Origin of the sequence: Salinicoccus luteus DSM 17002 (genome assembly GCF_000712035.1) — a bacterium.
GTDB classification, from domain to species: Bacteria; Bacillota; Bacilli; order Staphylococcales; family Salinicoccaceae; genus Salinicoccus; species Salinicoccus luteus.
Genome location: NZ_JONV01000009.1, coordinates 118,602 through 145,069, shown reverse-complemented (window position 1 = coordinate 145,069; position 26,468 = coordinate 118,602). Strand labels below are relative to the sequence as shown.

Sequence of the window (26,468 nt, the reverse complement as noted above, 5' to 3'; positions counted from 1 at the left end):
CTATATCTTATACACATGATAGTATTTAAACAATATCAATTTGAAAGAGGGATTAGATGAGCACATTGAAGACAAAGAAAATATATAGGGCGGATCATGTAGGAAGTCTGCTGAGGTCTGAGAAAATCAAGGCGGCAAGAAAGCAATTTTCGGAAGATGCAATAAATGCCGGGGAACTGAAACGCATTGAAAATGAAGAGATTGCACGTATTGTTGAAAAGCAGAAAGAACTTGGCCTTGAAGCTGTCACAGACGGAGAATTCCGCCGCTCCTGGTGGCATTTCGACTTCCTCGAAAACCTTACAGGTGTTGAGGGTTACTGGTCCGGCGATGGCATTGCATTCAAAGAGAAGACGACTAAATCAAGGGCCATTAAAGTGACCGGCAAACTGGACTTCAACGACCATCCAATGCTGCAGGATTTCAGATACCTTAAGGAACAGGCCGGGGAGCACACTGCCAAATTCACAATCCCAAGCCCGAGCATGCTGCATTTCCGAGGCGAAGTAGACCCCTCTGTCTATCCTGATGAGGATGTCTTCTTTGATGATCTGGCAAAAGCCTATAAAAAGGCACTCGATGCATTTTACAAGGCTGGCTGCCGATACCTCCAGCTCGATGATACGGCATGGGCCTACCTGTGTTCCGAAGAGCAGAAAGAGCAGTTGAAAAACAAGGGGCTCGATCCGGACCATCTGATCGACAAATATCTTGAAACCCTCAACAAGGCTGTGGCCGACCGTCCGGATGACTTCAAGATTACAATGCATATCTGCCGCGGGAACTTCCGCTCCACTTGGATTTCTTCCGGAGGATATGAGCCGGTTGCAAAAGAAATTTTTGGCAAACTGGATATCGACGGATTCTTCCTTGAATATGATAGTGATCGTGCCGGTGATTTCAGACCCCTTCGTCATGTGAACCGTAAGGACCTCTTCATCGTCCTTGGACTAATCACTTCCAAGCATGGTGCACTCGAGGACAAGAATGAAATCAAGAAAAGAGTCGAGGAAGCAACGGAGTATGTCCCACTTGAACAGCTGGCCCTGAGCCCACAATGTGGTTTTGCCTCCACTGAAGAAGGCAATCTGCTGACCGAAGAGGAGCAATGGAACAAACTGAAGCATGTAGTCGAGATTTCCAGGGAAATCTGGTCCTGATAAAAGAGAGGGAGGAAGCCTATGCGTACAGTCCAAGTAGAAGAAGTCATCAATCAGAGCAGATTCAATAAATTTCATCTGCTCGTTTTCCTCTGGTGTTTCTTTGCAATTTCATTCGATGGTTTCGACATTGCACTCTATGGCATCGGACTGCCGTTAATGATGGATGACTTTGGTCTAAGTTCGGCAGAAGGTGGGGCGATCGGCAGTTATGCACTCATCGGAATGATGCTGGGAACATTCCTGCTCGGCTCTTTTTCCGACATACTCGGGAGAAAGAGAATCCTTGCGCTCTGCCTGGCACTCATAAGCATTTTCAATATGCTTGCCGGTTTTGCACCAAATGTCGCCTTTTTCATCATCATGCGCTTCATCGCCTCCATGGGGATGGGCGGACTGATGCCGGTCGTCATCTCCTTGATGACCGAATATTCACCCAAGAAGAACAGAGCCATGACAGTCGCTGTAATGTATTGCGGCTACTCCATCGGAGCCATCTTGGCTTCCCTGATTGCCATGGGTCTTCTGGAAACACTCGGATGGCGGTTCATGTACTGGCTCGGCGTGCTTCCTCTCTTTACGCTTCCTTTCTTTATGAAGCACTTTCCGGAGTCCCTCTCATATTACATAGCAAGGGGGAGAGGCGACCGGGTGGCACATATACTGAACCGGGCTGATCCTGGGAAGAACTACAGTTCAACAGACCGTTTCGAGTATACAAGAGCTGCAAAAACAGCCAAGGGAGTTCCCGTAGGAAGATTGTTCAGGGACGGCCGTGGGCGTACTACAGTGGCCTTCTGGGTTATGGTATTCAGCTGCCTGATGATGATCTATGGCCTGAATACATGGCTGCCGGCCATCATGCAGGAATCCGGGTTCGGCATCGCTTCAAGCCTCTCCTTCGTCATGATTCTGGCAGTGGGGCAGATTGTCGGCTCATTGGCAGGGGGCTATCTGGTGGACCGGATCGGCCACCGCAACGTGCTTCTATCGATGTACCTCATCGGCGCACTGACTTTCATCGCACTAAGTGTGACACATGAACCTATAGTACTGTATATACTCATTGCAATCGGAGGAGCCTGTACCGGTGGCACACAGAACCTCGTGAATCCATATATCAGTTCGTTCTACCCGGCTGATATCAGGGGGACCGGGCTGAGCATGGCCGTAGGCATTGGACGACTGGGTTCGATTTCGGCACCGCTTCTGATTGGATTTGTACTGATGACGAACATCGCCCCCCAGACTGCCTTCATTGCATTTGCCATTCCAAGTCTTGTAGGCGGCGTATTCCTTCTGCTCGTCCAGGAGAGGCATGCCAACCATGTACAGCAGAAACGGGGGAAAACGGCCACCACTGTTCCAAAAGCCAGTGTATAGCCTTCTCGAATGTAAAAACGCGCTTCGGCTGAATCAGTCGAAGCGCGTTTTTAATGTCATCCCATCTCCCGTTTTTCCCTTTTTCTGAGATCAACGAACTCTTTTGTTTCAGCAGCAACCACACCAGAGAGCAGCACCAGCCCGATAAGGTTCGGCACTGCCATCAGACCGTTGAAGATGTCTCCAAGGTTCCACACGGTACCGAGTGACATTGTGGCTCCAGGAATGATTGCCAAAACGAATATGACCCTATAGAGCAATGTGAAATTATCTCCGACAAGATAAGTGAAACATTTCTCACCAAAGTACCCCCAACCGAGTATTGTTGAGAAGATGAAAGTGAGCAGCGTGACAGCAACGATGATATCCCCGAATCCTGGCAGCAGCTGGTCGAAAGACTGTGCCGTCAATGCGGCTCCCTCTGTCCCACTTGTATAGAGACCCGCCATCGTCAGGGACACACCGGTAATCGTACAAACGATGATGGTGTCGATGAATACCTGTGTCATGGATACCAGTGCTTGACGGGGCGGCACATCCGTCCGTGCTGCGGCTGCTGCGATGCCGCCAGTCCCAAGACCGGCCTCGTTTGAGAAGAGGCCGCGTGCGACACCCATTCTTATGACCGTACCCAGGGCACCACCTGCAACGGCATTTCCAGTAAACGCATCCGAAAAGATCAGACCGAAGGCAGCAGGTACTTGGTCGATATGTAGTACAAGTATCAGGAGCCCTGCAATCAGATAGAGCGCAACCATGAATGGAACGAGTATACTGGCCGTCTTTCCGATGCTCCTCACGCCGCCGATGAGAACCAGCCCGATGAGAACCGCAAACACGATTCCTGTGACCCATACTGGTATATTGAATACATCCAGTGCGACACCCGAGGCAGCATTCGCCTGTATCATATTGCCGATGCCGAATATTGCCGCAAATACTGCAAAGAATGCAAAGAGTACGCCAAGCCATTTCTGTCCGAGCCCATGTTCAAGATAATACATCGGACCGCCCGACATTTCCCCTTTAGCATTCTTCTGACGGTATTTGACCCCGAGCACCCCTTCGGAATACTTCGTCGCCATACCGACAAGTGCCGTGATCCACATCCAGAATACCGCTCCCGGCCCCCCAATGACGACAGCAGTCGCGACCCCGACCACATTACCCGTGCCGACTGTTGCAGCAAGCGCCGTCATCAGTGCCTGGAAATGGGTGATATCCCCTTCGCTTTTCGTATCGGCCTTGCTGAAGACAAGCTTCAGTGAATAAGGCAGCATCCGAAAAGAGAAAAATGCAAGCCTTATCGTCAAATAGAGACCTGTACCGACCAGAAATATGATCAGAGGCAGTCCCCATACAAAGCTGCTGATATCTGCTGTGAAATTTTCAAATCTCTCTCCCATAATGATCCCTCCCCCTTAATAGCTTTCAACTATAATTTATAAGAATTTTCAGATAATGTCAATGGTATGTCCCTCTGAGAAAACCACCCTCGGAGGGTGGCTGCTGTATAATCATATATCTGCGGTCTTTTTGAATTTGTCCGATTCTTCCTCCATTTCATCCGCCACTTTGGCAAAGTCACTGTTATAGACAGGGAAATTTCTGAAGAAATAGGCACCGGCAAGACCGACCATGCCGGAAACAACCGCAACAATAACTGCATAAAGCAGTACCTGCATTGCCGGATTGTAACCGAACAATACAAGCAGTCCGGCTGTCGGCGTTGCAGTTCCCGGAGCATTATTGACAAGCCCCGAATAGGCAATGATCACACCACTCAACCCGCCCCCGATGAAGTTGGTTATGTAGATGGGAAGCGGATTTGCCGAAATGACATCAGCTTTGGACAACGGCTCTATAGCGACCGACAATACGGATTTCGCATTTCCAATCTTCAGCTTGTGGAAGAGTGTACTGTTTATGAATGCTGAACCGAATGCTGCAAGACTGCCTACAGCCATCGGTACACCCGTAAGACCGAGCAGCGCCGTCAGAGCCATTGAACTCAGCGGTGATGTACCTACTACGGTAATGATGCCACCGAGCATCAGCCCCATGATGATCGGACTGGTTTCTGTAGCCACTTCAATGATGCTTCCTATTTTGAGCAGTGATGCATCCACCATCGGAGTCAGCACGACACCAATCAGCCGGGTGAGGGGCACAATCGCAAGGACCACAATGATGAAGTCCAATCCATTCGGAATCTTCTTCTCAAGATACTTGACCCCAAACGATATGATGTAGGCCGCAAAGAAGCTCGGTATCAGGCCGATGCCTCCACATGAGACGGCAATGATTGCAGAATTGAGCGGGTTTACACCCATCGTCAAAGCCACGAGGAATGCAACGATGACCCCGCTCAGGAGTCCGGCTTCAGTTCCTGCCTCCTGAAAGAACCCCAGGCTGAATATGTCTCCTATGACAAATGACTGAAGTGCTTCCACCAGGAAGGTGGCGATGGCTGCTGCAGCGAGCGCACCCATGGCTTTATCCCCGTGGGGGGCGTAGTAGGTGAATAGGGTGAAAAACGCGAGTAAAAGTATGAGTAATCCGATACCAATCAACTGTTCCATATTTTCTCTCCTCTGATTCATTTGACGCCCATGGCTGAATAAATGCTTTTTTGTATTTGTATATTGGTTTTCTTATTCCATCAGGTAGGACAGTGCGGCGCTGCCGATTGCCTGTGCTGCAATCAGCATGGAGCGCTCATCAATATTGAATTTCGGGTGGTGGTGGGGGTAGGGTTCCCCCTCTGGCGCTGCACCAATATAGATGAAGCAGGAAGACAGTTCCTTAGTATAGTAGGCGAAATCCTCCGATGGTGGCTGGGGACCGCAGCGCTCTACTGACGAGATCCCCGGTATACCCGCTTCCCTGATGGATGCGGCAACTTTTGCGGTCAATTCCGGGTCATTGTACAGCACCGGGTAGTCATCTTTATATTCGAGTTCATTGACCACTCCGAATGTTTCTTCCAGACCGCCTGATAGGCGTTTGATCTCTTTTTCTATTACCTGTTTCGTATCATCACCCATTGCACGTACATCGCCTTCGAGCGTCACTTCATCCTTGATGATGTTGAACTGGCCCTTCCCATCAAATGAACCGATTGTTACCACACCGGACTCAAAGGGGTTCAACCGCCTAGAGACGATGGTCTGAACCTCTGAGACGAAATGGGCACCGGCAACAATCGGGTCATTTGCCAAATGGGGCGAAGAGCCGTGACCGCCGGAACCTTTGATTCTCAATTTGAAGTAGGCACGGCCAGTTTGAGCTTCCTCTTCCCGGTAGAACACTTTCCCTGTTTCCATATTGCTCATTACATGGGCGCCAAGGACATTGTCCACTCCCTCCAGGACCCCGTCTTCAATCATCTGGATGGCACCACCCGGTGGTGTTTCTTCGGCATGCTGGTGGATGATGACTACACGGCCTTTCCATTCATCTTTGAGTTCAATCAGGGTTTCGGCCAGGAGCATCATGTATGCAGTATGCGCGTCATGGCCACATGCGTGCATGACACCTGCGTTTTTCGAAGCGAAAGGCAATCCCGTTGCTTCCTGAATCGGAAGTGCGTCAAAATCGGCTCTCAGTGCGAGGGTCCTGCCCGGCCTGCCGGAATCAATGGTCACTCTGAGACCATTGCCCCCAACTCCCGTCTCCACTTCCACATCCTCATCTTCATAAAACTGCGCAATATATGCCGCTGTTTCCGTCTCCTGAAAAGAGAGCTCAGGATTTTGATGAAGATGTCTGCGAATTTCGACCATACGTTCATACTTCTCTTCCAGACGTCCAATCAGTTTTTCATTCACCATACCGCACCTCTTTTAGTATTTTGTATTTTCAACTGGAGTATGCTTCTACTTTACACCTATTGATCATTTCTATTCAAATGAATATATGGACCATCTGAATAATTGCATAAAATAGTTACAGAATTGTTAACGCTTTCATCAATTCCTGAAAAGAAACCGGAATAGAGTTCCGGTCCTTTCAAGATTACTCATTCACTTCAAAAGCGGGTTCCAAGTGTCCTTCTTCACTCAATTCCGTAAGGAAATCATGTACTTCCTGGGAAGTGAACGCCTCCTCTACAGCCTGGATCTCCTCCGAATCCTGGTTGTCTTCACGTGCTACAAGCTGAATCGCGAAGGTGTTATCCTCATCCTCTTCAAGCAGTACAGCATCTTCCGGTGTCAGATCAATGCTGGAAATATATGTCGGATAGTTGAATACAAGCGGTACTCCGTCTTCATATGCACCAGTCAGGTTGAGCAGGTCGATATGTGTAAACTCAAGGTTCTTCGGATTCTCTTCGATATCTTCCACTGTCGCAGTATGCTCTGCATCAGAAGCCAAAGTGATGATGCCCTGCTGGTCGAGTATCATGAGTGCCCGTGCTTCGTTTGTGGCATCAGATGGAATTGCCACTTCGGCCCCATCTTCCAGTTCATCTATGGAATCATAGACAGGGGAATAGAAGCCGACTATGGCGTTATATACAGGCTGAAGCGCAACGAGATTGCCATCGCGTTCTTCATTGAAGATTTCCATGAACGGTTCATGCTGTGCGAAGTTCGCATCGACTTCTTCATTCAGCAGAGCTTCGTTATACTGGATGTTATCTGATACTTCAACCAGTTCTATTTCATACGGGTCTTCAATGACGTCACCTGCTATCTCCACAACATCCGTCATCGGGGGCAGGTGGGAAGCCACCTGTACGACAGTCTTCTCCTCTGAACCATTGGAGCCGTTATCCTGCGACTCCTCTGTACCACTTTCTTCTCCTCCACACCCTGCAAGAACAAGGGCGAGGCCACTTAACAACAATCCTTTTTTAAACATTCATTTCATCTCCTTTGGAATATTCATCTTTTATCAAGTTTTCTGGCGATCCTGAGTCCGAACCATTGGGCCAGGATGACAAATATGATGATCACTACAATTGCGGTATACATAATATCCGTCTCATAACGCTGGTATCCATAACGGATGGCGAAATCTCCTATACCGCCGCCGCCGACGACCCCCATTATGGTGGAATAGGATATGAAACTGACGAAGGCGGTGGTGAAACCGATGATCAGGGAACTTCGCGCTTCCACATAGAGAAACTTCCATACCAGCTGGGTCGTCGTTGCCCCCATTGATTCCGCCGTCTCCATCACCCCTTTGGGTACGTCATGGAGGGACTGCTCGACAAAACGTGCATAGAGGGCGATGGCAATCAGCATCATCGGAAATGATGCCGCTACAGGATCTCCTGTTGCACGTCCATAGAAGAAGCGGATCAGCGGCTGCATGACGACAACGAGAAGCAGGAAGGGGAATGACCGGACAATATTGACAAAGATGCTTGCCAATTGGTACAGAAGCTTGTTCTCCATGGGTTTATTCCTGGAGGTCAGAAATAGGAGGGTACCGAGGGGAAGACCCAGCAGAATCGCTGCCACCATGGCGAAAACCATCATGATCCCCGTCTCATAGAGGCTCTCAAACAATCTTGGAGCATATTCAATCACACGTTCCATATAAAGGCTTAGATTAATCACCTTTCAACACTTCCAATACGCGTTCATGATAGGATTTTCCTGACCGGCCATCATCCTCATGGACCACATCAATCGTATCTATCAGCCTGCCCCGGTCCAGTACAGCAGCACGATGACACAGCGTTTTGATGACATTGAGTTCATGGGTCACGATGACGACCGTCATGCCGTACTCATTCTGTGCCTTGTGCAGTACATCGACGATTTCATAAGTCGTATTCTCATCCAGCGCAGATGTCGGTTCGTCACACAGGAGGATCTTCGGGCGGGTGATAAGTGCCCTGGCAATGCCCACACGCTGCTTCTGCCCCCCGGACAGTTCCGCAGGATAACTGGAACGCTTGTCGGCAAGCCCGGTAAAAGCCAGCACTTCGTCTATGGATAGTGGCGTTTTATATTTATGTAGTGTCAAAGGCATCCTTATATTCTCTTCGACCGTCCTATTGCTCAACAGATTGAAGTGCTGGAAGATCATGCCGATACCCTTCTGATGGGTTCTCAAGCGTTTCCCAGCCAGTTTTTTCACTTCCACACCGTCGACCCGTACATCCCCCGAGTCGGGCATCTCCAACGCATTGATGAAGCGCATCAAAGTCGATTTGCCGGCACCACTCTCCCCTATGATGCCGAATATCTCCCGCTCTTTGATTGTGAGAGTTACATTATCGACAGCTTTGAAGGGACCATCCTTACCTGTAAAAGATTTTGATACCTCTTTCATTTCTATCAACTTCAGGACCTCCGTAATACAATCAGCACAGGCATCATATCTGTCCAAATTCCTCAAAAGCCAATGATATCATACCTCTGCATCTAAAATGTCAGTATATTAAAAATACCCCTCTAGAATAACATGTCCGGAGGGGTTAATCATCATAATAATCGTCAAATTCTATATAATAGTCATCCTGGTACTGCCTGTTATATTCCTGCAGTTCCTGTGCGAAGGCCTCTATGTCTGGGATATCTTCGAAATCGATGGAGAACCACAGCACTTTTTCAACTGAGGCCGATTGTGCATCGATGGTGACAAGTGCTCCTTCATCGTCATCCTCCACCAGTTGGATGACCTGATATTCGGAAGGATGGGCACCTTCATTCGTTGTGACATGGATGAATTGTCCGCCGACTTCCGATGCAGCAAGGGCCTTGGCCTCCCCTTCTGTCATGAGCGCCTTCTCCCCGGAATCTTCAGGGCTCTCTTCAACCCGCTCCTCAGCAACTTCCTCCGGGGGCAGTTCCCTTGATTTCATATCAACAATGCTGCCATCTTCCTGTTCCATGGTAATCTCATATTCGAAATTTTCATCTGACACCCGGACAATGTAGTGCTGACCCTTGGTCTCGACCGCTTCAATCTCACCGCCGTACCGCTCCATGATCATCGCTCTGACTTCATCTTCTCCAATGTCATCGGACTCGGACTGCACCATTGCCGCCACAGCAATCAGTATGGCCAGTACAACTGCTCCAGCAGCAATTAGGAGTTTAGTTTTCTTCCTCATCATTTCCCCCGCTTTCCATAGTCAGTCTGAAGGTCGTGCCAACGTCCACCTGGCTGTCGACGGAAATGTCAATGCCGTTCAACTTTGCGAGTTCACGGGCTATCGACAGGCCGAGACCCGAGCCGCCGGTCTTTCTTGCCCGGGCCTTATCCACACGATAGAAGCGTGTGAAGATGTGATCGATATCCTCCTCAGGGATTCCGATGCCCCTGTCTTTTATCGCCACTTCAACCGACTGTCCATGGTCATGCACTTCGACTGCAACTGCATCCGAACTGTACTTATAGGCGTTGTCAATGAATATCTTCACAAGCTGGTCAAACGTATTAACGTCAACATGGGCGAGCACCGATTCATTATCTGTACGTACATCGATCTCCCGTTGATAGACCGTCTCCAGCCGTGCCGCAATATCCCGAATCAGCTTGACGATGCGCGTCGGCTGCCGGGAAATCTCCTCCCTGCCTGTATTCACCTTGGCAAAGCTCAACAGCTGTTCCGTCAGATATTTCATCCTTCTTGCTTCATCGCTGATGGCATGGATACTCTCGTCCAGTACATCCTCTCTGGTCTTGCCGAAACGTTTAAGCATTTCGCTGTATGAACTGATGACAGTAATCGGTGTCTTCAGCTCATGGGAGGCATTCATGATGAAGGCCTGCTGGTTTTCATCATGGATCTTCAGCTCCTCCATCATGTTATTGAAGGCTGCAGACAGTTCCTGAAGCTCCTTCGTGTCCTTCCGGTCGACTTCCAGCATTGAATACTTCGATGTGGTCTCTGTCCTGTTCATCCTGTCAACCAGCTTGTTGATCGGCCGGGTTATGAAGTTCGTGATGATCCTGTTCAACAGGAATATGACGATGAAGATGATCGCCGTCGACAGCAGCAGAATCCATCGCAGGATTTCGAAAGTTTCATGCAGGAACTGGACATTTTCATAGATCTGCAGGTCATATACCTCACCATTCTCCCAAATGATGGGCAGGGAGACCATCACAAAATGATGCGCCTCATGGTTCATCGCTTCTGCATACTGTGAGGTACTATATGGCATGGATATGTTGGCATACTCAGCTTCCGTCGCAATCCTGACCACCGGGTTATTTTCGCTGTCGATGACCGTCATATAGCCATCTGAAAGCAGATGTGCCTGGAGTACAGCTTCAGCATTGATATCATTATCATTGGCATTCTGGATTTCCTGCATGATATTGAAGCCACGGTTTTCAAGCTGTCCCATTTCTGCATTCAATGAAAACTGCTTATATGAATAATAGACGAACAGGTTGATGATGATGACCACAATCAGGGTCATGACGGTCGTATACAACTGAATTTTAGTCCCGAGTTTCATCACTTCAGTCCTTCACTATATAGCCAATACCCCTGACACTTGAAATGATGGAGGGGGATTCGCGATCGAGTTTCTTGCGCAAGTATCTGACATAGACATCTACAGTGTTCGTATCACCATAATAGTCATAGCCCCACACCGCCTCGATGATCTGCTCCCGTGACAACGCCTGGTTTTTGTGTTCGACCAGAAAATGAAGCAGATCGTATTCCTTCTGGGTCAGATAGATCGGTTCATCATCTATATACACTTCCCGTGCCATCGGCAGAATCTTGAGGTGCCTGTACTTTATTTCCTGGAAGTCGGCATTATTTGACAGGCTTCTCTGCTTCAGCTGTGCCCGGATGCGCGCAAGCAATTCCTCGATTTCAAAAGGCTTGGTGACATAATCGTTTGCCCCCGAGTCGAGGCCACTCACTTTGTCCATCACTGCATCCCTTGCCGTAAGCATGATGATGCGTATTTCATCGTCCTTCTGACGGACGCGGCGGAGCACTTCAAGCCCGTTCAGTTCGGGAATCATGACATCCAGAAGAATCATGTCAAAAGATTCCGCTCCGTACTTTTCCATCGCTTCTTTTCCAGTGTAGGCAATTGCGACTTCGTACCCTTCATATTCCAGCTCCAGCTGGATGACACGGGCGATCTTGTCATCGTCTTCGACAATCAGAATCTTTTCCATAACAGCACTCCCCATTACTTTGATGCACGATGATTACTATTACACCAAGTATAAAACAAAATGCCCGAGTTTTCGTTATAGAACGATTAAAATTCAATTAAAAAACCCGGGAGAACTTCTCCCGGGCCACCTGTCCCTCAATCAGTCATCGATTTCAGTTACTTCGCCAGTTCGTGCATCGATTTCCACTTCATACTCTTTTCCCTCTGTTTCCATTTCCACTTCATATTCCTTGTCATCGTCATCAAAATCCCATTCCTTCACTTCACCGCCGACTTCATTCTGGGCAATCTTCAGTGCCTCTGTGGAAGAAATGAGCCCGTTTCCGGCAGACTGCTTCGGCTGGTCCTTGCCGGATTCTGAAGATGTCCCTTCACTTCTGTCATCGTCATCATCCCGGCCGTTGTCGTCACTATCGTCGTCCCGGTCGTCCTGGCCTCCATCATCATCGTCCCTGTCGAATGATTCCTCAAGAACTGTCAGATCGTTGGCATCGATATCGACGTCATATTCCTCATTGCCGTTTTCCAGCTCTATTTCGTAGTAGTAGATGCCGTCATCCTCTTCGAGCTCCACTTCCTGCACCTTGCCGTCAAAATTCTTCTTCGCTGCATCGACCGCTTCCTGCGCGGTCTTCTTTACATTGCCTTCAGCTTCAGCGCTCATCACAGCAGTCGTGCCTTCCGTACGATCGTCTTCCCAGCTCATATCCGTTTCTGCATTTGCACTTGAACACGCACCCAGTACGAGCGCTGATGCGATACTTCCAATCAGCAGATGATTTTTTTTGATTATCATTCATAACGCCTCCTTAATGTTTGTAACCTCATTATAGGAAGCCATCAATAGAGGACGGTTAATGAAAAATTAAAAGATGATTAAAGCACTGCTGGATTTCTTTTAATGAAACACCCCACCAGACATTTATACAAGCTCCAGCCTTTCCTTGTAGCACTTCCTGCAGACGGGCACATACTCTTCGTCTCCAATCTGTATCGTTTCGCCAATGTTGGTCGGCACGCCATTCAAAAGCCGCATATTGAGCGTCGCCTTCTTGTTGCAGAACTGGCAGATGGTCTTCAGTTCGTCAATAGCATCGGAAAGTTCCAGCAGTACCCGGCTGCCCTCGAACAGATGGTTGCGGAAGTCCGTCTTCAGTCCGAAGCAGATGACCGGAATATCGAGCACATCGGCGATGTCGCTCAGTCGGTGGACGTCCGCCCTTGAGAGGAACTGTGCCTCATCCACCACGACCGCATGCACCCTGTCCTTTTCATGGATTGCTTTCACCTCTTCATAGATGTTTTCTGTAATGTACTCGCACACCAGTTCAAGGCCGATCCTCGATTTGATCCTCTTATGGCCGCTCCGGGTGTCTATCGGGGTGGAGTAGGCCAGGCACTGTTTGCCCTGGGTCGTATATTGGTGGTGTGTTGTGATGATCTGATTGCTTTTGTTGCTCTGCATCGTTCCGTATCGATAGTATAGTTTTGCCACATGGATTCCAACTTCCTATATGTATTCCTATCATTTTAGTATGAATGGTTGACTTTAATACTTTTCCTCTATAGTATTACTAATTATATTCTGACAATTAACCCCTAGGAGTGATGAGATGGATTTCAGTATTCTGAACCAGAGCCCTGTGCTCGATGGCCATACAGTCGCAGCTTCCCTGCAGGATACCGTAGACCTTGCCATCCGGGCGGACAGCCTCGGATATCGGCGTTATTTTGTCGCCGAGCACCACAATGATGAGAATCTTGCAGGCACAGCACCGGAAATTATGATATCACACCTGCTCGCCCATACAGAACAGATGCATATCGGTTCCGGGGGAGTGATGCTTCAACATTATAACCCCTTTAAAGTTGCAGAACAATTCCAACTTATGCAGCACCTGGGCGCCGGCCGCGTAGATCTGGGGGTTGGGAAAGCACCTGGTGGACTGCCGTTGTCGACACAGGCATTGCAACATGGACTGCGCGAAGATGCCATCTCCTTCGACAGGAAGTTCAGGGACCTCAAGCGGTTCCTGTCCCAGGAGCCCACGGAGGAATGGGATGGGTTGAAGACCTCACCGGACACCTCCCATCCGCCGGATCTTTTTCTGCTAGGCTCGAGTCCCTCTTCAGCGAGGTTCGCAGCAGAGGAGGGTGCCCATTTCATCTACGCACACTTCATCACCAATAATGAACGGCTGCTCGAAGAAAGCATCGGAACCTTCCGGGCGCACAATGGGACAGGGAGGTTTATCGCCGCGCTTTCCGTCATCGTTACGGACGACACCTCCACCCAGGAGAAAATCATCAGCCGGAACAGGATCTTCAAATTGACCTTCCAGGACGGCAGGGTACTCCGCGTGGGGAGCGAGGACAAAGCGGATGAACTGCTTTCGACGACTTCTGGACAGGTGGATGTGGAAATCATCGAACCGCATATCGTCGCCGGAACGGCAGCGGAAGTCCTCTCGACACTCGAGGAAATAGCATCCAAAACGGGAATCGATGAACTGATGTTCCACCTGCCGACGCATGATGCAGCCCTACGGCATGAGACGATTCAAGCACTGGCGCCCGTACATACAATACATGATGCACAAAAATCCAATACACTTTAAACTCCTCATGAACAGACGGCCTTGTCGGCCGTCTTTTATTTTTGACTAAAGCACTATGATATTCTATAATATTCTAATCCTAGCAATTCAATAAGAAAAGGAGTCTTATAGATGACCACAAGAGTTCAACCCGTTAATGAAGCAAGGGATCCGGTAAGACGTGATTCACTTGCTTTGAGTCCGCCCCAGAAAGCACTGGTTGGCGGCGGTATTGCAGTCAGTTTTGTACTATTTCTATACTTGGCGGCCACACAGTCGATGATGCAGCCCATGCTGATGATCATTGGCCTGCTGCTCGGTTTCACACTATTTCACGCCCGGTTCGGCTTCACTTCGGCCTTCAGGCGCATGATGTCCGTGGGCAACGGACAGGCGATGCGTGCCCATATGCTGATGCTGGCTGTGGCAGTGACGTTATTTGCACCCATTCTGGCCTTCGGCACGTCCTTCTTCGGCCAGGATGTCTCCGGCTATGTTTCTCCGGTCGGTGTAAGCCTGCTTGTCGGTGCGTTCATGTTCGGCATCGGCATGCAGCTTGGCGGCGGCTGTGCATCCGGCACGCTCTATGCCATCGGGGGCGGCCGTACCGTCATGTTCATCACACTGATATTCTTCATTGTCGGTGCAACAATGGGCGCATATCACCTGCCATTCTGGACGGAGGAGATGCCTTCATTCGAACCCATTTCACTCGCAACATCCACCGGCCTCGGCTATGGGGGTGCATGGATTGTATCCCTCATAATATTCGGTTTGATTGCACTGGCCACGATCATCATCGAAAAGAAGAGGAACGCGCCAAAAATGGCACCACTTCCTACTTCACGCGGATGGAAGCGTCTGGTCAGGGGCTCATGGCCACTGTTTGCTGCGGCCATCGCGCTTGCGGTGCTTAACGCACTGACACTGATGACACGGGGTCAGCCATGGGGCATTACTTCCGCATTTGCGCTATGGGGATCCAAAGTGGCGAATTTCTTCGGTATCGATGTCGCAGAGTGGGGCTACTGGCAGGGAGCGAATGCCACTGCACTCCAATCCTCGATATTCGCCGATACGACGACCGTCCTCAACTTCGGCGTCATCCTGGGTGCATTCATTGCATCTGCAGCAGGCGGTCTGTTCAAATTCACGAAAATCACCTTGGGCAACTTTTCAGCCTCCGTCATTGGCGGACTGCTGATGGGCTATGGTGCCCGTCTTGCATTCGGATGCAACATAGGCGCCTATTTCGGAGGCATCGCCTCCTTCAGCATGCATGGATATATCTGGGGCATACTGGCGCTTGCCGGTACATTCCTGGCACTCTATCTTCGTCCTCTTTTCGGACTTTCCGTGCCAAAATCCAATGACTCCGTATGCTGATATGAGAGCAGGGTGTGTCTGTAAAGATGCACCCTGTTTTTTACCATATTCAACGCCCTCCTGATGATTAGAAGCAGCACATATAGGATAGAGTATATGGGATAAAAACAATAAAGGGGAATGTCATAATGAGAAATCATACGAAACAGTATATAAACGGCGAATGGGTGGAAAGTGCAAGTGGAGAAACAATCGATGTCATCAATCCGGCAAACGGTGAAGCCTTCGGCAAGATCGCCAAAGGCAATGCTGAAGATGTCGACAGGGCCGTAGAAGCCGCACACTCCGTCTATCTTGAATTCCGCCATACACCTGTAGAGGAAAGACGTGAAATGCTGGACAGGATTGTGAAGGCGTACGAAAATCGCAAAGAAGACTTGATCGAGGCGATTACAGATGAACTTGGTTCCCCGCTCGAGATGTCGGAAAAGACGCACTATCAGGCTGGGCTCAACCACTTCACAGCCGCAAGGGATGCCCTGGATACATTCGAATTCGAGGAGCAGCGCGGTGATCATCTCGTAGTCAAGGAAGCGATTGGGGTTTCAGGGCTCATCACCCCGTGGAACTTCCCGACGAACCAGACGGCACTGAAACTGTCCGCTGCCTTTGCAGCAGGCAGTCCTGTAGTGATGAAACCTTCAGAGGAGACACCTTTCGCAGCCATCATCCTCGCTGAAATCTTCGAGGCTGCCGGGGTGCCGAAAGGCGTATTCAACCTCGTGAATGGCGACGGCGAAGGTGTAGGGAACCCGCTCAGTGAACATCCGAAAGTCCGTATGATGTCATTCACCGGTTCCGGTCCCACAGGTTCCAAAATCATGGAGAAGGCAAGCAGGGACTTCAAGAAGGTCTCTCTCGAACTCGGTGGAAAATCACCGCTCATCATCCTCGATGATGCGGATGTCGAAGAGGCCGCCAAAATCGCCGTCAAAAAGGTCGTCCATAATACCGGCCAAGTATGTACGGCCGGCACCCGGACTCTGGTTCCGGAATCCATGAAGGAGGCATTTCTTGAAGCTGCGAAAAAGGAAATGGAGCAGGTGAAAGTCGGGGACCCGCGTAAAGAGGGGACTGCTGTCGGTCCTCTGGTCAGCCGTAAGCAGTTTGATACTGTACAGTCCTATATTGAAAAAGGGACAGAGGAAGGTGCAACACTCTTCCACGGCGGCGCCGGACAGCCGGATGGCCTCGACAAGGGATTCTTTGTAAAGCCGACCATCTTCTCCGATGTTGAAAATGATATGGTCATCGCACAGGAGGAGATTTTCGGGCCGGTGATGTCCGTCATCACCTATGAAGACCTTGATGAAGCGATTGAAATTGCGAACGATACTAAATACGGCCTTGCAGGCTATGTCTATGGCGAAGATATGGAGACCCTCACGGACGTCGCCCGCCGCATCGAAGCGGGCACAGTCGAAATCAATGGTGCAGGCGGACGCAAAGACCTTCCATTCGGCGGCTATAAACAGTCCGGTATCGGCCGCGAATGGGGCGACTACGGCATCGAGGAGTTCCTCGAAGTCAAAGCAATCAAAGGTTATTTCAAATAATTTTCCAAAAATACCCCAATCCTCCCCGGATTGGGGTATACATATGTATAGGATAAAGGGGGATTGAATTGTGAAAAAACTGATCAACGACAAGGAACGCTTTCTATCTGACATGCTTGACGGTCTGAAGCACCGGGACCCGGAGATTGAGATCATCGAAGATACCGTAGTGGTAAGGAAAGAGAAGAAAAGCAGCGGTGTAGCACTTGTTTCAGGAGGGGGCAGTGGACATGAGCCTGCCCATGCAGGATATGTGGCACAAGGTATGCTCGATGCCGCAGTCTGTGGCGAAGTATTCACCTCCCCGACACCGGATAAGGTGCTTGCCGCGATAAAAGCGGTGGATAATGGAGATGGTGTCCTGCTGATCATCAAAAACTACAGCGGGGATGTCATGAATTTCGAAATGGCGCAGGAAATGGCGGAAGCGGAAGGACACAATGTCGCTTCAGTGATTGTCAGGGATGATGTTTCAATTGATAATGAAGAGCAGAGACGTGGTGTGGCCGGAACTGTAGTCGTCCATAAATACGCAGGCCATCTCGCAGAACAGGGTGCTTCGCTCGATGACATCGTAGAGAAAGTGAAAGGGATGATGTCCACACTCTATTCCATCGGCATGGCCATCCACCCCTGCCTTGTACCGACGACCGGAGAGTACGGCTTCGATCTCGCAGAAGATGAAATGGAAATCGGTATCGGCATCCATGGGGAAAAAGGCATTTCCCGGGAAAAGGCGGAGGGCGTCGACAAGATTGTCAATCGGCTGCTTGATGAACTATTCAAGCATACCGACGGCTCCCGCCTGATTGTTATGGTCAATGGCATGGGGGCAACACCGGAAAGTGAACTCAGCATCGTAACAAAGTATGTGATGGAGGCATTGAATGACCGTGGCATCACAGTCTCAAAGCTGCTTGTCGGAGACTACATGACAGCACTCGACATGCAAGGGTTCTCATTGACCATACTTGATGAAGACGATGAAATCCTTGAAGCGCTCGAGGCAGATACAGGATCCAAGTATTTCAAATAGGAGGCAATGGAAATGAACGCCGAAAAATTACTTGAACAAATGCATGGGTTAAAATCCATCTTCGACGAAAAGGAAAGCGAACTGACGGGGCTTGATCGTGAAATCGGCGATGGGGACCACGGCGTCAACATGAAGCGCGGATTTTCAGCGGTGAATGATAAAGTTTCTGCCGGTTCGACACAGGATATCCTCAAGCAGACAGGCATGACGCTGATGAGCTCCATCGGGGGTGCGAGTGGGCCACTTTATGGCTTCAGCTTCGTCAAGATGAGCGAGGTGGCCAAAGAGGAAATAGACGGAGAAAACCTGATGGAAATGCTGGAGGTGTTTGATAGGACAGTTGCTGAGAAAGGCAAGGTGGAGGGCGGCGAAAAGACGATGTACGACGTCATTTCGAAATCCGCCGATCTGTTTCGGGAGAAAGGGTCACTCAGCCTGGAAGATCTTCAGCAGCTGGCTGAGGAGACGAAGGATATGATTGCGACAAAAGGACGTGCTGCCTACTTCAAGGAGAAGTCCAAGGGGACGATTGATCCCGGAGCACAAAGTGCCGTCTATATCATTCACGCACTGGGAGAAGGTGTTGAAAAATGACTGAGATCCTCATCATCAGCCACAGCAGCGAAATTGCAGAAGGCACACGTTCCCTCGTTTCCCAGATGGCAGGCGATACCGTCATCCATGCCTCGGGGGGCGTCGATGGCGGCATCGGCACAAATGTCGACCAGATCAACGATATGCTTGAAAAAATAGGGGATGATACCGTCTGTTTCTATGATATCGGCTCGAGTAGGATGAACCTTGAAATGGCCGTAGAAATGTATGATGGTCCACATCAACTACATATTTCAGAATCACCAATAGTTGAAGGCAGCTTTCTCGCTGCCGTTGAGAACAGTGTAGGTTCCTCGACGGAAGATATTCTCGAAAAGCTCAAGACCATGAAAAAGTAGAGACTAATACTGCTCCCGCAACCATCGATAGGATTGCGGGAGTTTTTCATTTTCTGATTTCATGATAGATATTCTCGAAGTCAGACCTGTCAAAAATCACCGGCACAGGATAGAGAGGATTCGCTTCATGATAGGCATTTTCCACCATATCAGGAATATCCCTCTCTTTTATTCCTTCTATCCTGTCCGGCAGACCCATCTTTTCATTCAGCCTTCTGACTGCTCCAATGAACGCCGCCGCCTTCATCTGTTCAGTATCCGTCAAGCATCCAACCCTTGCAATATCCGCCAGTTCTGAAAGCGGTTTGTGCACCGCATTCCCGTAGTATTCGAGTACGTGCGGCATTATAACGGCGTTAGCCAGACCGTGAGGGATATTATAAAACCCGCCCAGGGTATGTGCAATCGCATGGATATTACCGACATAGGCACGCGTGAATGCCAGTCCTGCCTTCAAGGCGGCCTGCTGCATGCCTTCCCTCGCCTGCAGGTCATGTCCATTGTCATATGCTGCTTCAAGATTGCCGAATATGAGCGCCACTGCCTCTTTGGCATATGCTTCCGTTTGCCGGGTGCTGCTCCTGCCAATATATGATTCCACTGCATGGGTCAGTGCATCCATCCCTGTCATTGCAGTAACCCCTTGAGGAAGGTCCAATGTAAGAAATGGATCGATTATGGCCACATGAGGAATAAGCGAAGTATCCATCAGAGCATATTTGTCCCTCGTGTCCCTGTTTGAAATGACAGCGGCCAGAGTACCTTCACTTCCTGTACCGGAAGTGGTCGGCACCGCAAAAAAAGGCGGCATGTTCTTCCTCACCTTAAAGACACCACGCATGTCGGATAGAGTTTTTTCAGGCCGGGCAACTCTGGCACCCACACATTTTGCACAATCCATTGCCGAACCGCCACCGAAAGCCACAATCCCTTCACATTGCTGGTCATGATACTGAAGCACTGCCGCTTCCACGTTCTGAACATCGGGGTTGGACGCAGTATCACTATAGACGGTACAGCGGATGCCCCTCATTTCAAGCTGTTCCATCGTCCTGTCCATGAGACCCGTTTCCAGTATCCCCTTATCGGTAACGATGAACAGCCTTCTTATGCCGGCAGCACTGACGAGCCCAGGCAGACGGTCCAGACTGTGTACTCCTTCAAAGACCAATGGGGTTCTCCAGGGCATATATTTTATGGTGGGCTTCATGACCTTCTGATATGTTCGGTAGTACAGATGCCGCATGTTCCTCCGCCTCCTGTTGTTTATTCCCTTTTCATTTCCCTATATTTCATAGGTTATAGCATTCAATATCCCAGTCCATTAGATTATTGGTGAATTAAAAAACCAATCCATCCAAAGCAATGCATTGGTTACTGTTTCCTATTACTCGGCTTCAGAGTTTCCTCGAGTCGGAACCGGGACATCAAGCCTGCGATGAATGGCATCAGTGCCACCAGTCCGATTGCCCATGTAACACCCATGAAGTCCGCAATGATGCCCGCCAGTATTGCACCAAAAGCATACCCGCTGTCCCTCCAGAACCGGTATACCCCCATGGAGGAAGCCCGCCATCCCGGAGCGGCAACATCACTGATGGCCGCCTGCAGTGTCGGATAGACCATCGCTGTTCCGATACCAAGCAGTATGGCGCCTATCATCCAAAGGGGATAACTCTCTACAGCCAGAATGAACCACAACGCGGCAGCCTGCGTCCACATTCCGTAAGTGATGAGTTTTTTCCGCCCCAGCCTATCGCTCAACACTCCGGTAAAGAGCTGGAAAACACCCCACGCAGCAGGGTATACAGCTACAATCGTACCAATCTGGCTGACACTCAAGCCAACAGTCGTGAAGTAGAGGGGGAAGAGCCCCCATGCCATACCATCCTTCAGGTTGGTGGACATGCCTGCAAAACTTGCAGTTGAGAGGTTCCGGTCCTGCCATGTAGTCTTCTGGAAGACTGTTTTTGCCGACAGATCGTTCTTTTCTCCACTCGACTGTTCCATCTGCACCTTCAGATGACCTTCTGTATCTTTTATAATCAAGGCCATAAAAAGACCGACGAGGCCAACCGCTATACCGATATAGAAAGGCTCAGGCCGTAATGAGTAGGTGGAAGCCACATATCCTGATACAGCCGCCAGAATGGCCACCCCGGAGTATCCTGCAAATTCATTCAACCCTACTGCCGTTCCCCTCTGGTCGGCCTTGGATAAATCGACCTTCATATTCACCGTCATCGACCAGGCGAGCCCCTGATTGATGCCGAGCAGCACATTGGCCACAACGATCACCCACCAGGCATGTGCAAATATGATCAGTACAGGGACCAGCAGACCGATGACCCATCCTGCCAGCAGCACTTTCTTACGTCCATATCTATCTGCAATACTCCCCGCAAAATAATTGATGATCGCCTTGGAAAAGCCGAAGCTGATGATGAAGCTCAGCGCAGCACTCGTGGAGGCAAGCCCGAACTGCTCTTCGCCAAGCAGAGGCAGCACTGTCCTTTCTATCCCCACCATGGATCCGACAAAGAGGTTTGCCACCACGAGGAGTATGAATTGTGAAAGATTATTTTGTATGCCTATTTTGGGCTGGTTCATTTCATCCTGTCCTCCGCTTTCAAGATTCCAGTTACATTTATGCCAAAAGATGTTACCACGGTAATCAATTTCTGTAAAAGGTGTTGCCTCAAGGTATAGCAATGAAGCGTTTGTCCAATTATGAAGTTGTAATCACCCGGCTGATTTGTTATTATATATAACGTTGTGCTTAAAATCACTTTTTACACTGGGACTATTACTGATAATTATTATACAAATATGCAAATTAAAGGAGGACTTCTGTCCAATGGAAAACTCTACACAACCCAGCGGTAGAAAACTATCCAAAGTCTTCATCTATGCCTCCATAATCGTCGGCATCATGGTGATATTGGGGGCCATTTTCCCGGATCGCTTCGGACAGATTACTGGCAGCGTCGGATCGTGGGTCATTGAATACTTCGGCTGGTACTATCTGATCATCACCACATTGATGGTATTCTTCTGCATCTTCCTTGTCTTCAGTCCAATCGGCAAGCTGAAGCTCGGAAAACCTTATCATAAACCGGAATTCCGGACCATCTCATGGCTCGCCATGCTGTTCAGTGCGGGGATGGGGATCGGACTTGTATTCTACGGTGCAGCGGAACCGATCCAGCATTATATGGGGCCGCCGACGGCTGATCCTGAAACGGATGCCGCCATGGTGGAGGCATTGCGCTCGACGTTCTTCCACTACGGTTTCCACGCATGGGCGATGTATGGCGTCGTGGCACTGGCTCTCGCGTATTCACAGTTCAGGAAGGGTGAGGTCGGACTTCTGTCCAAGACTCTGAGACCGATACTCGGAGACCGTGTCGACGGTCCGATCGGCATTGCTGTGGATGTGCTTTCCGTGTTTGCCACCATCATCGGTGTCGCCGTATCCCTTGGTGTCGGCACACTGCAGATTAATGGTGGATTGAACTACCTCTTTGGTCTACCCATCAACATCATGGTTCAGGGCATCATCATAGCAGTCGTTACACTCCTGTTCCTGATCAGTGCATGGAGCGGACTGAGCAAGGGAATCCAGTACTTGAGCAACCTGAATATGGGCCTTGCGGGTATTCTTCTCATTGCCGTACTCATCCTCGGCCCGACAATGATGATTCTCAATATGATGAATACATCCACAGGTGCCATGCTCGATACGTTCCTTTACAACAGTCTTGACGTCGCACCCCTGAACCAGCAGAAAAGCGAATGGCTCGAAGTGTGGACCATCTACTACTGGGGCTGGTGGATGAGCTGGAGTCCTTTCGTCGGCATATTCATAGCAAGGGTCTCCCGAGGACGGTCAGTGCGTGAATTCGTATTGGCAGTGCTGCTTGTCCCGACACTCGTCAGCATCGTCTGGTTCAGTGTGTTTGGTGTCACAGGCATTGAAATCGGAAAGACTGCACCAGCCATCTTCGACATGAATGTCGAAACGATGCTGTTCGGCATATTCAATGAACTGCCAATGAGCATGGTGCTGTCAGTCCTCGCACTGCTGCTCGTTTCATCATTCTTTGTAACTTCCGCCGACTCTGCCACGTATGTGCTCGGCATGCAGACGGCATTCGGCTCTCTCCAGCCGTCCAACAAGATAAAAATCGTGTGGGGTATTGCATTATCCTCCATCGCCTTCGTCCTGCTTCTGTCAGGTGGAGATACAGGCCTTGCCGCATTGCAGTCGGCAGCAATCATTTCAGCCTTCCCGTTCAGTTTCATCATCATTTCGATGATGGTGTCCTTCTATAAGGATGCAGACGAAGAACGCAAGTATCTCGGGCTTTCCATTACACCGAACAGGCAGCGCATGAAGGACTATATAGAGAAATCCAAGCGCGAACGTGCAGAAGAAATAAAAGCCGAGCAGGAAGCAGACAATCAGAATCAATAGTTTCCTGGAGAAGCGCCGGACACCCGTCCGGTGCTTTTTTGTATACCACTCACCTGCGCCTTATCATTTTACAAATCATATCGTTATCACTGATAATGGTATACAACCAAATGACCTTATGTAACATTCCTTTCCATTTGCATTGGAGTGGTCATCAGCAGCCAGCGTTACATCGTCACCGGCTGAAGCAGCGGCATCAATTAAAATCAGAAAGAGACAGAAAGGAAGGGGACAGGGAATGCGCAGGGAAACAGATCCAAGGAGCCGACGAAAAAATGAGCATGTCAGGCATGCCCTTGAACAGGCTTCACAAACAGCCTTTTCCGACTTCGATAATGTCCGCTTCGTACATCAGTCCATCCCTTCTATCAATATGGAGGATGTGGACCTTTCCACCCGCTTTGGACCTTTTGTGCTTCCGCGGCCTTTGTACATCAATGCGATGACCGGCGGAAGTGAATGGACACGGGAAATCAACGGGAAGCTGGCAGAAGTGGCCCAGGCCACAGGCCTGCCCATGGCGGTCGGTTCCATGCATGCAGCACTGAAGCACCCGGAACTGTCGGATTCGTTTACAATCGTCCGGACCAGGTATCCGGAGGGCATCATTTTTGCGAATGTAGGAGCAGATGTCTCCCTGGACGGTGCAAAACGGGCCGTGGACATGCTCGAGGCGGATGCACTCCAGATACATATCAATGCGCCGCAGGAGCTCATCATGCCCGAGGGAGACCGCAACTTCAAATCATGGCGGGGCAATATAGAAAGCATCGTCAAACATATCGATGTCCCGGTGATCATTAAAGAAGTGGGGTTCGGCATGAGCAGAGAAACATTGCAGACGCTGCAAGATATCGGCGTCCAATATGCAGATGTCAGCGGCAAGGGGGGGACCAATTTCGCATCCATAGAAAATGTCCGCCGTGAAAACAAGGACATGGCCTACCTGGGCGGTTGGGGGCTCTCTACAGTCATCTCCCTCCTTGAAGCCCAGCCTTTTGAAGGGAATATGCATATACTGGCAAGTGGCGGCATCAAAACACCACTCGATGCCATGAAATGTTTGGCTCTCGGGGCTAAAGCCGTGGGCATGTCCAGGCTGATGCTGGAACAGGTCGAGCACCATGGTGTCGAAGTCGCCATCGACCATGTGGAGCAGTTCCACCATCAAATGCGTAAGATTTCCATCATGATTGATGCAAAAGATATCGGAGAAATTACCAGCCGTCCCCTCATACTGAGCCCTGAAATCATTTCATGGCAGGGGCAACGCGCGTTGGATAAGTGAGGAATAAGAGATATGACAAAGACGATTACAATCATTGGGGCAGGCGTTGCAGGTCTGGCAAGTGCAATCCGGCTTCAGCATGAAGGCTTTGAAGTAAGAATACTGGAGAAGGAAGCCACACCCGGAGGCAAGATGAACCGCATCGATGTTGACGGCTATAAGTTCGATCTCGGCCCGACCATCGTTATGATGCCGGAATTGTACAGGGAAGTCTTTGAGCTTGCCGGGCGGGACCCAGAAGACTATATCCCCATGCAGCGGCTCGATCCCATGTACAGCGGATATTTCGATAACGGCCGGAAGCAGTACCAGGTGACTAATGACCTTGTGAAGAATATAGAAATGTTCGAGGAAATCAGTGATGAGGATGCCGAAGGATTCATGAGGTACCTGAGTGACCTCTATCATCGGTTCAATATCGCCAAAAAACATTTTCTGCAGCGCCCGTTCAGGAATAAAAAGGATTTCTACAACCCTTTCATGATTGGACAGGGCATGAAGCTGAAGACATTGAGCAATGCCGAGAATCTGATGAAGAAATATATCAAGGACAAGCGCATGAGACAGATGATCAGCTTCCAGACCCTCTATATCGGCATCTCCCCTTTCAAGGGACCTTCACTCTATACGATTATTCCAATGATAGAATTCCTCTACGGCGTCTGGTTCATTAAAGGCGGCATGCGCACAATGGCTTCCGGTATGGAGCGCCTGTTCATGGAAATGGGTGGGAGCATCGAATACGAGACGAATGTGGATCATATCGTCATAGAAGACAATAAGGCCATCGGTGTATCATCAGAAGGCAAGTTCATTCCGTCCGACTATGTAATGTGCAATGCAGACTTCCCATACGCAATGAAACACCTGGTCAGGGAACCAGAAAATAAAGGAAAATATCAGGATAAGAAAGTCGACAGGATGGACTATTCCTGCTCATGCTTCGTCCTCTATCTCGGGATGGATAGAAAATATCCTGAAATTGACAATGTCCATAATTTCGTCTTTTCGGAAGACTTGGACACGAATATCAATCAGATTTTTGATGGGGATATGCTTGAAGACCCCTCCCTCTATATGTATATCGCTTCCAAACTTGATGCATCACTTGCCCCTGAAGGCAAGGATGGCCTATATATTCTGATGCCTGTCTCCGACACTGCCACGATGAAATATGAATGGACCGATGAAGTGTCTGAAATGTACCGGAATAAAATCATCCACAAGATCAAAATGCTGCCTGGGATGGAGAACTTTGAACAGGAGATCGTTTCCGAAAAGATGATGACACCCCGGGAATTCGAAGGCCGCTTCAATGCCTACAACGGTGCGACATTCGGACTCCGGCCGACGCTCGTGCAAAGCAACCACCTGAGGCCGCAAAGCAAAGCAACCCATTGCGAAAACCTTTATTTTACAGGCAGCAGCACCCACCCCGGGGCTGGAGTGCCTATTGTACTTCTGTCTTCGAAAATTGCCGTTGGAGAGCTGTTGAAGGACGAAAATCACTGAT

24 protein-coding genes are annotated in these 26,468 nt (G+C 49.6%); 11 read left to right on the top strand and 13 right to left on the bottom strand.

Annotated elements, in window-relative coordinates; translation table 11 throughout:
* Positions 1-56 precede the first annotated feature (56 nt).
* Positions 57-1,160 (top strand): 5-methyltetrahydropteroyltriglutamate--homocysteine S-methyltransferase, encoded by a 1,104-nt coding sequence (locus BO53_RS0107245; protein WP_031546925.1) that lies wholly within the window; start codon positions 57-59, stop codon positions 1,158-1,160.
* A gap of 21 nt (positions 1,161-1,181) precedes the next feature.
* The gene (locus BO53_RS0107240; RefSeq protein WP_037341977.1) at positions 1,182-2,543 is read left to right on the top strand and encodes an MFS transporter; all 1,362 of its coding nucleotides are present in this window, start codon (positions 1,182-1,184) and stop codon (positions 2,541-2,543) included.
* Positions 2,544-2,599: 56 nt separating this feature from the next.
* Here the strand turns inward: BO53_RS0107240 and BO53_RS0107235 are convergent, their stop codons facing one another.
* The 11 genes from BO53_RS0107235 to BO53_RS0107185 form a co-directional block, all read right to left on the bottom strand.
* The gene (locus tag BO53_RS0107235; RefSeq protein ID WP_031546922.1) at positions 2,600-3,949 is read right to left on the bottom strand and encodes an alanine/glycine:cation symporter family protein; all 1,350 of its coding nucleotides are present in this window, start codon (positions 3,947-3,949) and stop codon (positions 2,600-2,602) included.
* A gap of 111 nt (positions 3,950-4,060) precedes the next feature.
* Positions 4,061-5,125 carry a PTS sugar transporter subunit IIC gene (locus tag BO53_RS0107230; protein WP_084184956.1) on the bottom strand — a complete coding sequence of 355 codons (1,065 nt, stop codon included), beginning with the start codon at positions 5,123-5,125 and terminating at the stop codon, positions 4,061-4,063.
* Between the two features lie 72 nt (positions 5,126-5,197).
* Positions 5,198-6,373 (bottom strand): amidohydrolase, encoded by a 1,176-nt coding sequence (locus tag BO53_RS0107225; RefSeq protein ID WP_031546920.1) that lies wholly within the window; start codon positions 6,371-6,373, stop codon positions 5,198-5,200.
* 187 nt (positions 6,374-6,560) lie between these two features.
* On the bottom strand, positions 6,561-7,409 hold the full coding sequence (locus tag BO53_RS0107220; RefSeq protein WP_031546918.1) for a MetQ/NlpA family ABC transporter substrate-binding protein: 849 nt from the start codon (positions 7,407-7,409) through the stop codon (positions 6,561-6,563).
* A gap of 23 nt (positions 7,410-7,432) precedes the next feature.
* Positions 7,433-8,095 carry a methionine ABC transporter permease gene (locus tag BO53_RS0107215; protein ID WP_031546917.1) on the bottom strand — a complete coding sequence of 221 codons (663 nt, stop codon included), beginning with the start codon at positions 8,093-8,095 and terminating at the stop codon, positions 7,433-7,435.
* A gap of 13 nt (positions 8,096-8,108) precedes the next feature.
* A complete protein-coding gene (locus BO53_RS0107210; RefSeq protein ID WP_245608217.1) occupies positions 8,109-8,837 on the bottom strand; it encodes a methionine ABC transporter ATP-binding protein in 729 nt (242 codons plus the stop codon).
* 145 nt (positions 8,838-8,982) lie between these two features.
* Complete coding sequence (locus BO53_RS0107205) at positions 8,983-9,621, bottom strand: hypothetical protein (protein ID WP_031546915.1); 639 nt, start codon at positions 9,619-9,621, stop codon at positions 8,983-8,985.
* Entirely contained in the window at positions 9,605-10,978 is a 1,374-nt protein-coding gene (locus BO53_RS0107200) for a sensor histidine kinase (protein WP_031546913.1), read from the bottom strand. Before BO53_RS0107200 ends, BO53_RS0107205 begins: the two co-directional genes overlap by 17 nt.
* 4 nt (positions 10,979-10,982) lie before the next feature.
* Complete coding sequence (locus tag BO53_RS0107195; RefSeq protein ID WP_031546912.1) at positions 10,983-11,660, bottom strand: response regulator transcription factor; 678 nt, start codon at positions 11,658-11,660, stop codon at positions 10,983-10,985.
* Positions 11,661-11,801: 141 nt separating this feature from the next.
* Positions 11,802-12,458 (bottom strand): PepSY domain-containing protein, encoded by a 657-nt coding sequence (locus tag BO53_RS0107190; RefSeq protein ID WP_031546910.1) that lies wholly within the window; start codon positions 12,456-12,458, stop codon positions 11,802-11,804.
* A gap of 126 nt (positions 12,459-12,584) precedes the next feature.
* Positions 12,585-13,157 carry a thymidine kinase gene (locus BO53_RS0107185; RefSeq protein ID WP_031546909.1) on the bottom strand — a complete coding sequence of 191 codons (573 nt, stop codon included), beginning with the start codon at positions 13,155-13,157 and terminating at the stop codon, positions 12,585-12,587.
* A 118-nt stretch (positions 13,158-13,275) separates the two neighbouring features.
* Here BO53_RS0107185 and BO53_RS0107180 point away from each other — a divergent pair, with 118 nt between their 5' ends.
* The 6 genes from BO53_RS0107180 to dhaM all read left to right on the top strand — a co-directional run bounded on the left by BO53_RS0107180 (position 13,276) and on the right by dhaM (position 19,190).
* Entirely contained in the window at positions 13,276-14,280 is a 1,005-nt protein-coding gene (locus BO53_RS0107180) for an MsnO8 family LLM class oxidoreductase (RefSeq protein ID WP_031546908.1), read from the top strand.
* 111 nt (positions 14,281-14,391) lie between these two features.
* Complete coding sequence (locus BO53_RS0107175; RefSeq protein ID WP_031546907.1) at positions 14,392-15,645, top strand: YeeE/YedE family protein; 1,254 nt, start codon at positions 14,392-14,394, stop codon at positions 15,643-15,645.
* 128 nt (positions 15,646-15,773) lie between these two features.
* Entirely contained in the window at positions 15,774-17,201 is a 1,428-nt protein-coding gene (locus tag BO53_RS0107170; RefSeq protein WP_031546906.1) for an aldehyde dehydrogenase family protein, read from the top strand.
* 67 nt (positions 17,202-17,268) lie between these two features.
* Complete coding sequence (gene dhaK / locus BO53_RS0107165) at positions 17,269-18,237, top strand: dihydroxyacetone kinase subunit DhaK (RefSeq protein ID WP_031546904.1); 969 nt, start codon at positions 17,269-17,271, stop codon at positions 18,235-18,237.
* Between the two features lie 12 nt (positions 18,238-18,249).
* A complete protein-coding gene (gene dhaL, locus BO53_RS0107160; protein WP_031546903.1) occupies positions 18,250-18,831 on the top strand; it encodes a dihydroxyacetone kinase subunit DhaL in 582 nt (193 codons plus the stop codon).
* On the top strand, positions 18,828-19,190 hold the full coding sequence (gene dhaM / locus BO53_RS0107155; protein WP_031546902.1) for a dihydroxyacetone kinase phosphoryl donor subunit DhaM: 363 nt from the start codon (positions 18,828-18,830) through the stop codon (positions 19,188-19,190). The genes dhaL and dhaM overlap by 4 nt, the downstream gene beginning before the upstream one ends.
* Before the next feature lie 46 nt (positions 19,191-19,236).
* Here the strand turns inward: dhaM and BO53_RS0107150 are convergent, their stop codons facing one another.
* Both BO53_RS0107150 and BO53_RS0107145 read right to left on the bottom strand, forming a co-directional pair.
* Complete coding sequence (locus BO53_RS0107150; RefSeq protein ID WP_342665369.1) at positions 19,237-20,361, bottom strand: iron-containing alcohol dehydrogenase; 1,125 nt, start codon at positions 20,359-20,361, stop codon at positions 19,237-19,239.
* Positions 20,362-20,564: 203 nt separating this feature from the next.
* A complete protein-coding gene (locus BO53_RS0107145) occupies positions 20,565-21,800 on the bottom strand; it encodes an MFS transporter (protein WP_031546900.1) in 1,236 nt (411 codons plus the stop codon).
* Between the two features lie 247 nt (positions 21,801-22,047).
* Here BO53_RS0107145 and BO53_RS0107140 point away from each other — a divergent pair, with 247 nt between their 5' ends.
* From BO53_RS0107140 to BO53_RS0107130, 3 genes are all read left to right on the top strand, one after another.
* Positions 22,048-23,667 (top strand): BCCT family transporter, encoded by a 1,620-nt coding sequence (locus BO53_RS0107140; RefSeq protein ID WP_031546899.1) that lies wholly within the window; start codon positions 22,048-22,050, stop codon positions 23,665-23,667.
* A gap of 238 nt (positions 23,668-23,905) precedes the next feature.
* Positions 23,906-24,955, top strand: a complete 1,050-nt coding sequence (gene fni, locus BO53_RS0107135) for a type 2 isopentenyl-diphosphate Delta-isomerase (protein ID WP_031546898.1) — start codon at positions 23,906-23,908, stop codon at positions 24,953-24,955.
* A 12-nt stretch (positions 24,956-24,967) separates the two neighbouring features.
* Positions 24,968-26,467 (top strand): phytoene desaturase family protein, encoded by a 1,500-nt coding sequence (locus BO53_RS0107130; protein WP_031546897.1) that lies wholly within the window; start codon positions 24,968-24,970, stop codon positions 26,465-26,467.
* The last annotated feature ends 1 nt before the right edge of the window (position 26,468 follow it).

Excerpts from the sequence above, each read along its gene's own strand:
- BO53_RS0107205 (WP_031546915.1), bottom strand. The coding sequence starts at position 9,621 with ATGAGGAAGAAAACTAAACTCCTAATTGCTGCTGGAGCAGTTGTACTG.
- dhaM (WP_031546902.1), top strand. The coding sequence starts at position 18,828 with ATGACTGAGATCCTCATCATCAGCCACAGCAGCGAAATTGCAGAAGGC.
- BO53_RS0107130 (WP_031546897.1), top strand. The coding sequence starts at position 24,968 with ATGACAAAGACGATTACAATCATTGGGGCAGGCGTTGCAGGTCTGGCA.
- fni (WP_031546898.1), top strand. The coding sequence starts at position 23,906 with ATGCGCAGGGAAACAGATCCAAGGAGCCGACGAAAAAATGAGCATGTC.
- BO53_RS0107210 (WP_245608217.1), bottom strand. The coding sequence starts at position 8,837 with ATGAAAGAGGTATCAAAATCTTTTACAGGTAAGGATGGTCCCTTCAAA.
- BO53_RS0107140 (WP_031546899.1), top strand. The coding sequence starts at position 22,048 with ATGGAAAACTCTACACAACCCAGCGGTAGAAAACTATCCAAAGTCTTC.
- BO53_RS0107235 (WP_031546922.1), bottom strand. The coding sequence starts at position 3,949 with ATGGGAGAGAGATTTGAAAATTTCACAGCAGATATCAGCAGCTTTGTA.
- BO53_RS0107245 (WP_031546925.1), top strand. The coding sequence starts at position 57 with ATGAGCACATTGAAGACAAAGAAAATATATAGGGCGGATCATGTAGGA.
- BO53_RS0107195 (WP_031546912.1), bottom strand. The coding sequence starts at position 11,660 with ATGGAAAAGATTCTGATTGTCGAAGACGATGACAAGATCGCCCGTGTC.
- BO53_RS0107170 (WP_031546906.1), top strand. The coding sequence starts at position 15,774 with ATGAGAAATCATACGAAACAGTATATAAACGGCGAATGGGTGGAAAGT.
- BO53_RS0107175 (WP_031546907.1), top strand. The coding sequence starts at position 14,392 with ATGACCACAAGAGTTCAACCCGTTAATGAAGCAAGGGATCCGGTAAGA.
- BO53_RS0107220 (WP_031546918.1), bottom strand. The coding sequence starts at position 7,409 with ATGTTTAAAAAAGGATTGTTGTTAAGTGGCCTCGCCCTTGTTCTTGCA.
- BO53_RS0107145 (WP_031546900.1), bottom strand. The coding sequence starts at position 21,800 with ATGAACCAGCCCAAAATAGGCATACAAAATAATCTTTCACAATTCATA.
- BO53_RS0107180 (WP_031546908.1), top strand. The coding sequence starts at position 13,276 with ATGGATTTCAGTATTCTGAACCAGAGCCCTGTGCTCGATGGCCATACA.
- dhaL (WP_031546903.1), top strand. The coding sequence starts at position 18,250 with ATGAACGCCGAAAAATTACTTGAACAAATGCATGGGTTAAAATCCATC.
- BO53_RS0107215 (WP_031546917.1), bottom strand. The coding sequence starts at position 8,095 with ATGGAACGTGTGATTGAATATGCTCCAAGATTGTTTGAGAGCCTCTAT.
- BO53_RS0107190 (WP_031546910.1), bottom strand. The coding sequence starts at position 12,458 with ATGATAATCAAAAAAAATCATCTGCTGATTGGAAGTATCGCATCAGCG.
- BO53_RS0107240 (WP_037341977.1), top strand. The coding sequence starts at position 1,182 with ATGCGTACAGTCCAAGTAGAAGAAGTCATCAATCAGAGCAGATTCAAT.
- BO53_RS0107200 (WP_031546913.1), bottom strand. The coding sequence starts at position 10,978 with ATGAAACTCGGGACTAAAATTCAGTTGTATACGACCGTCATGACCCTG.
- BO53_RS0107230 (WP_084184956.1), bottom strand. The coding sequence starts at position 5,125 with ATGGAACAGTTGATTGGTATCGGATTACTCATACTTTTACTCGCGTTT.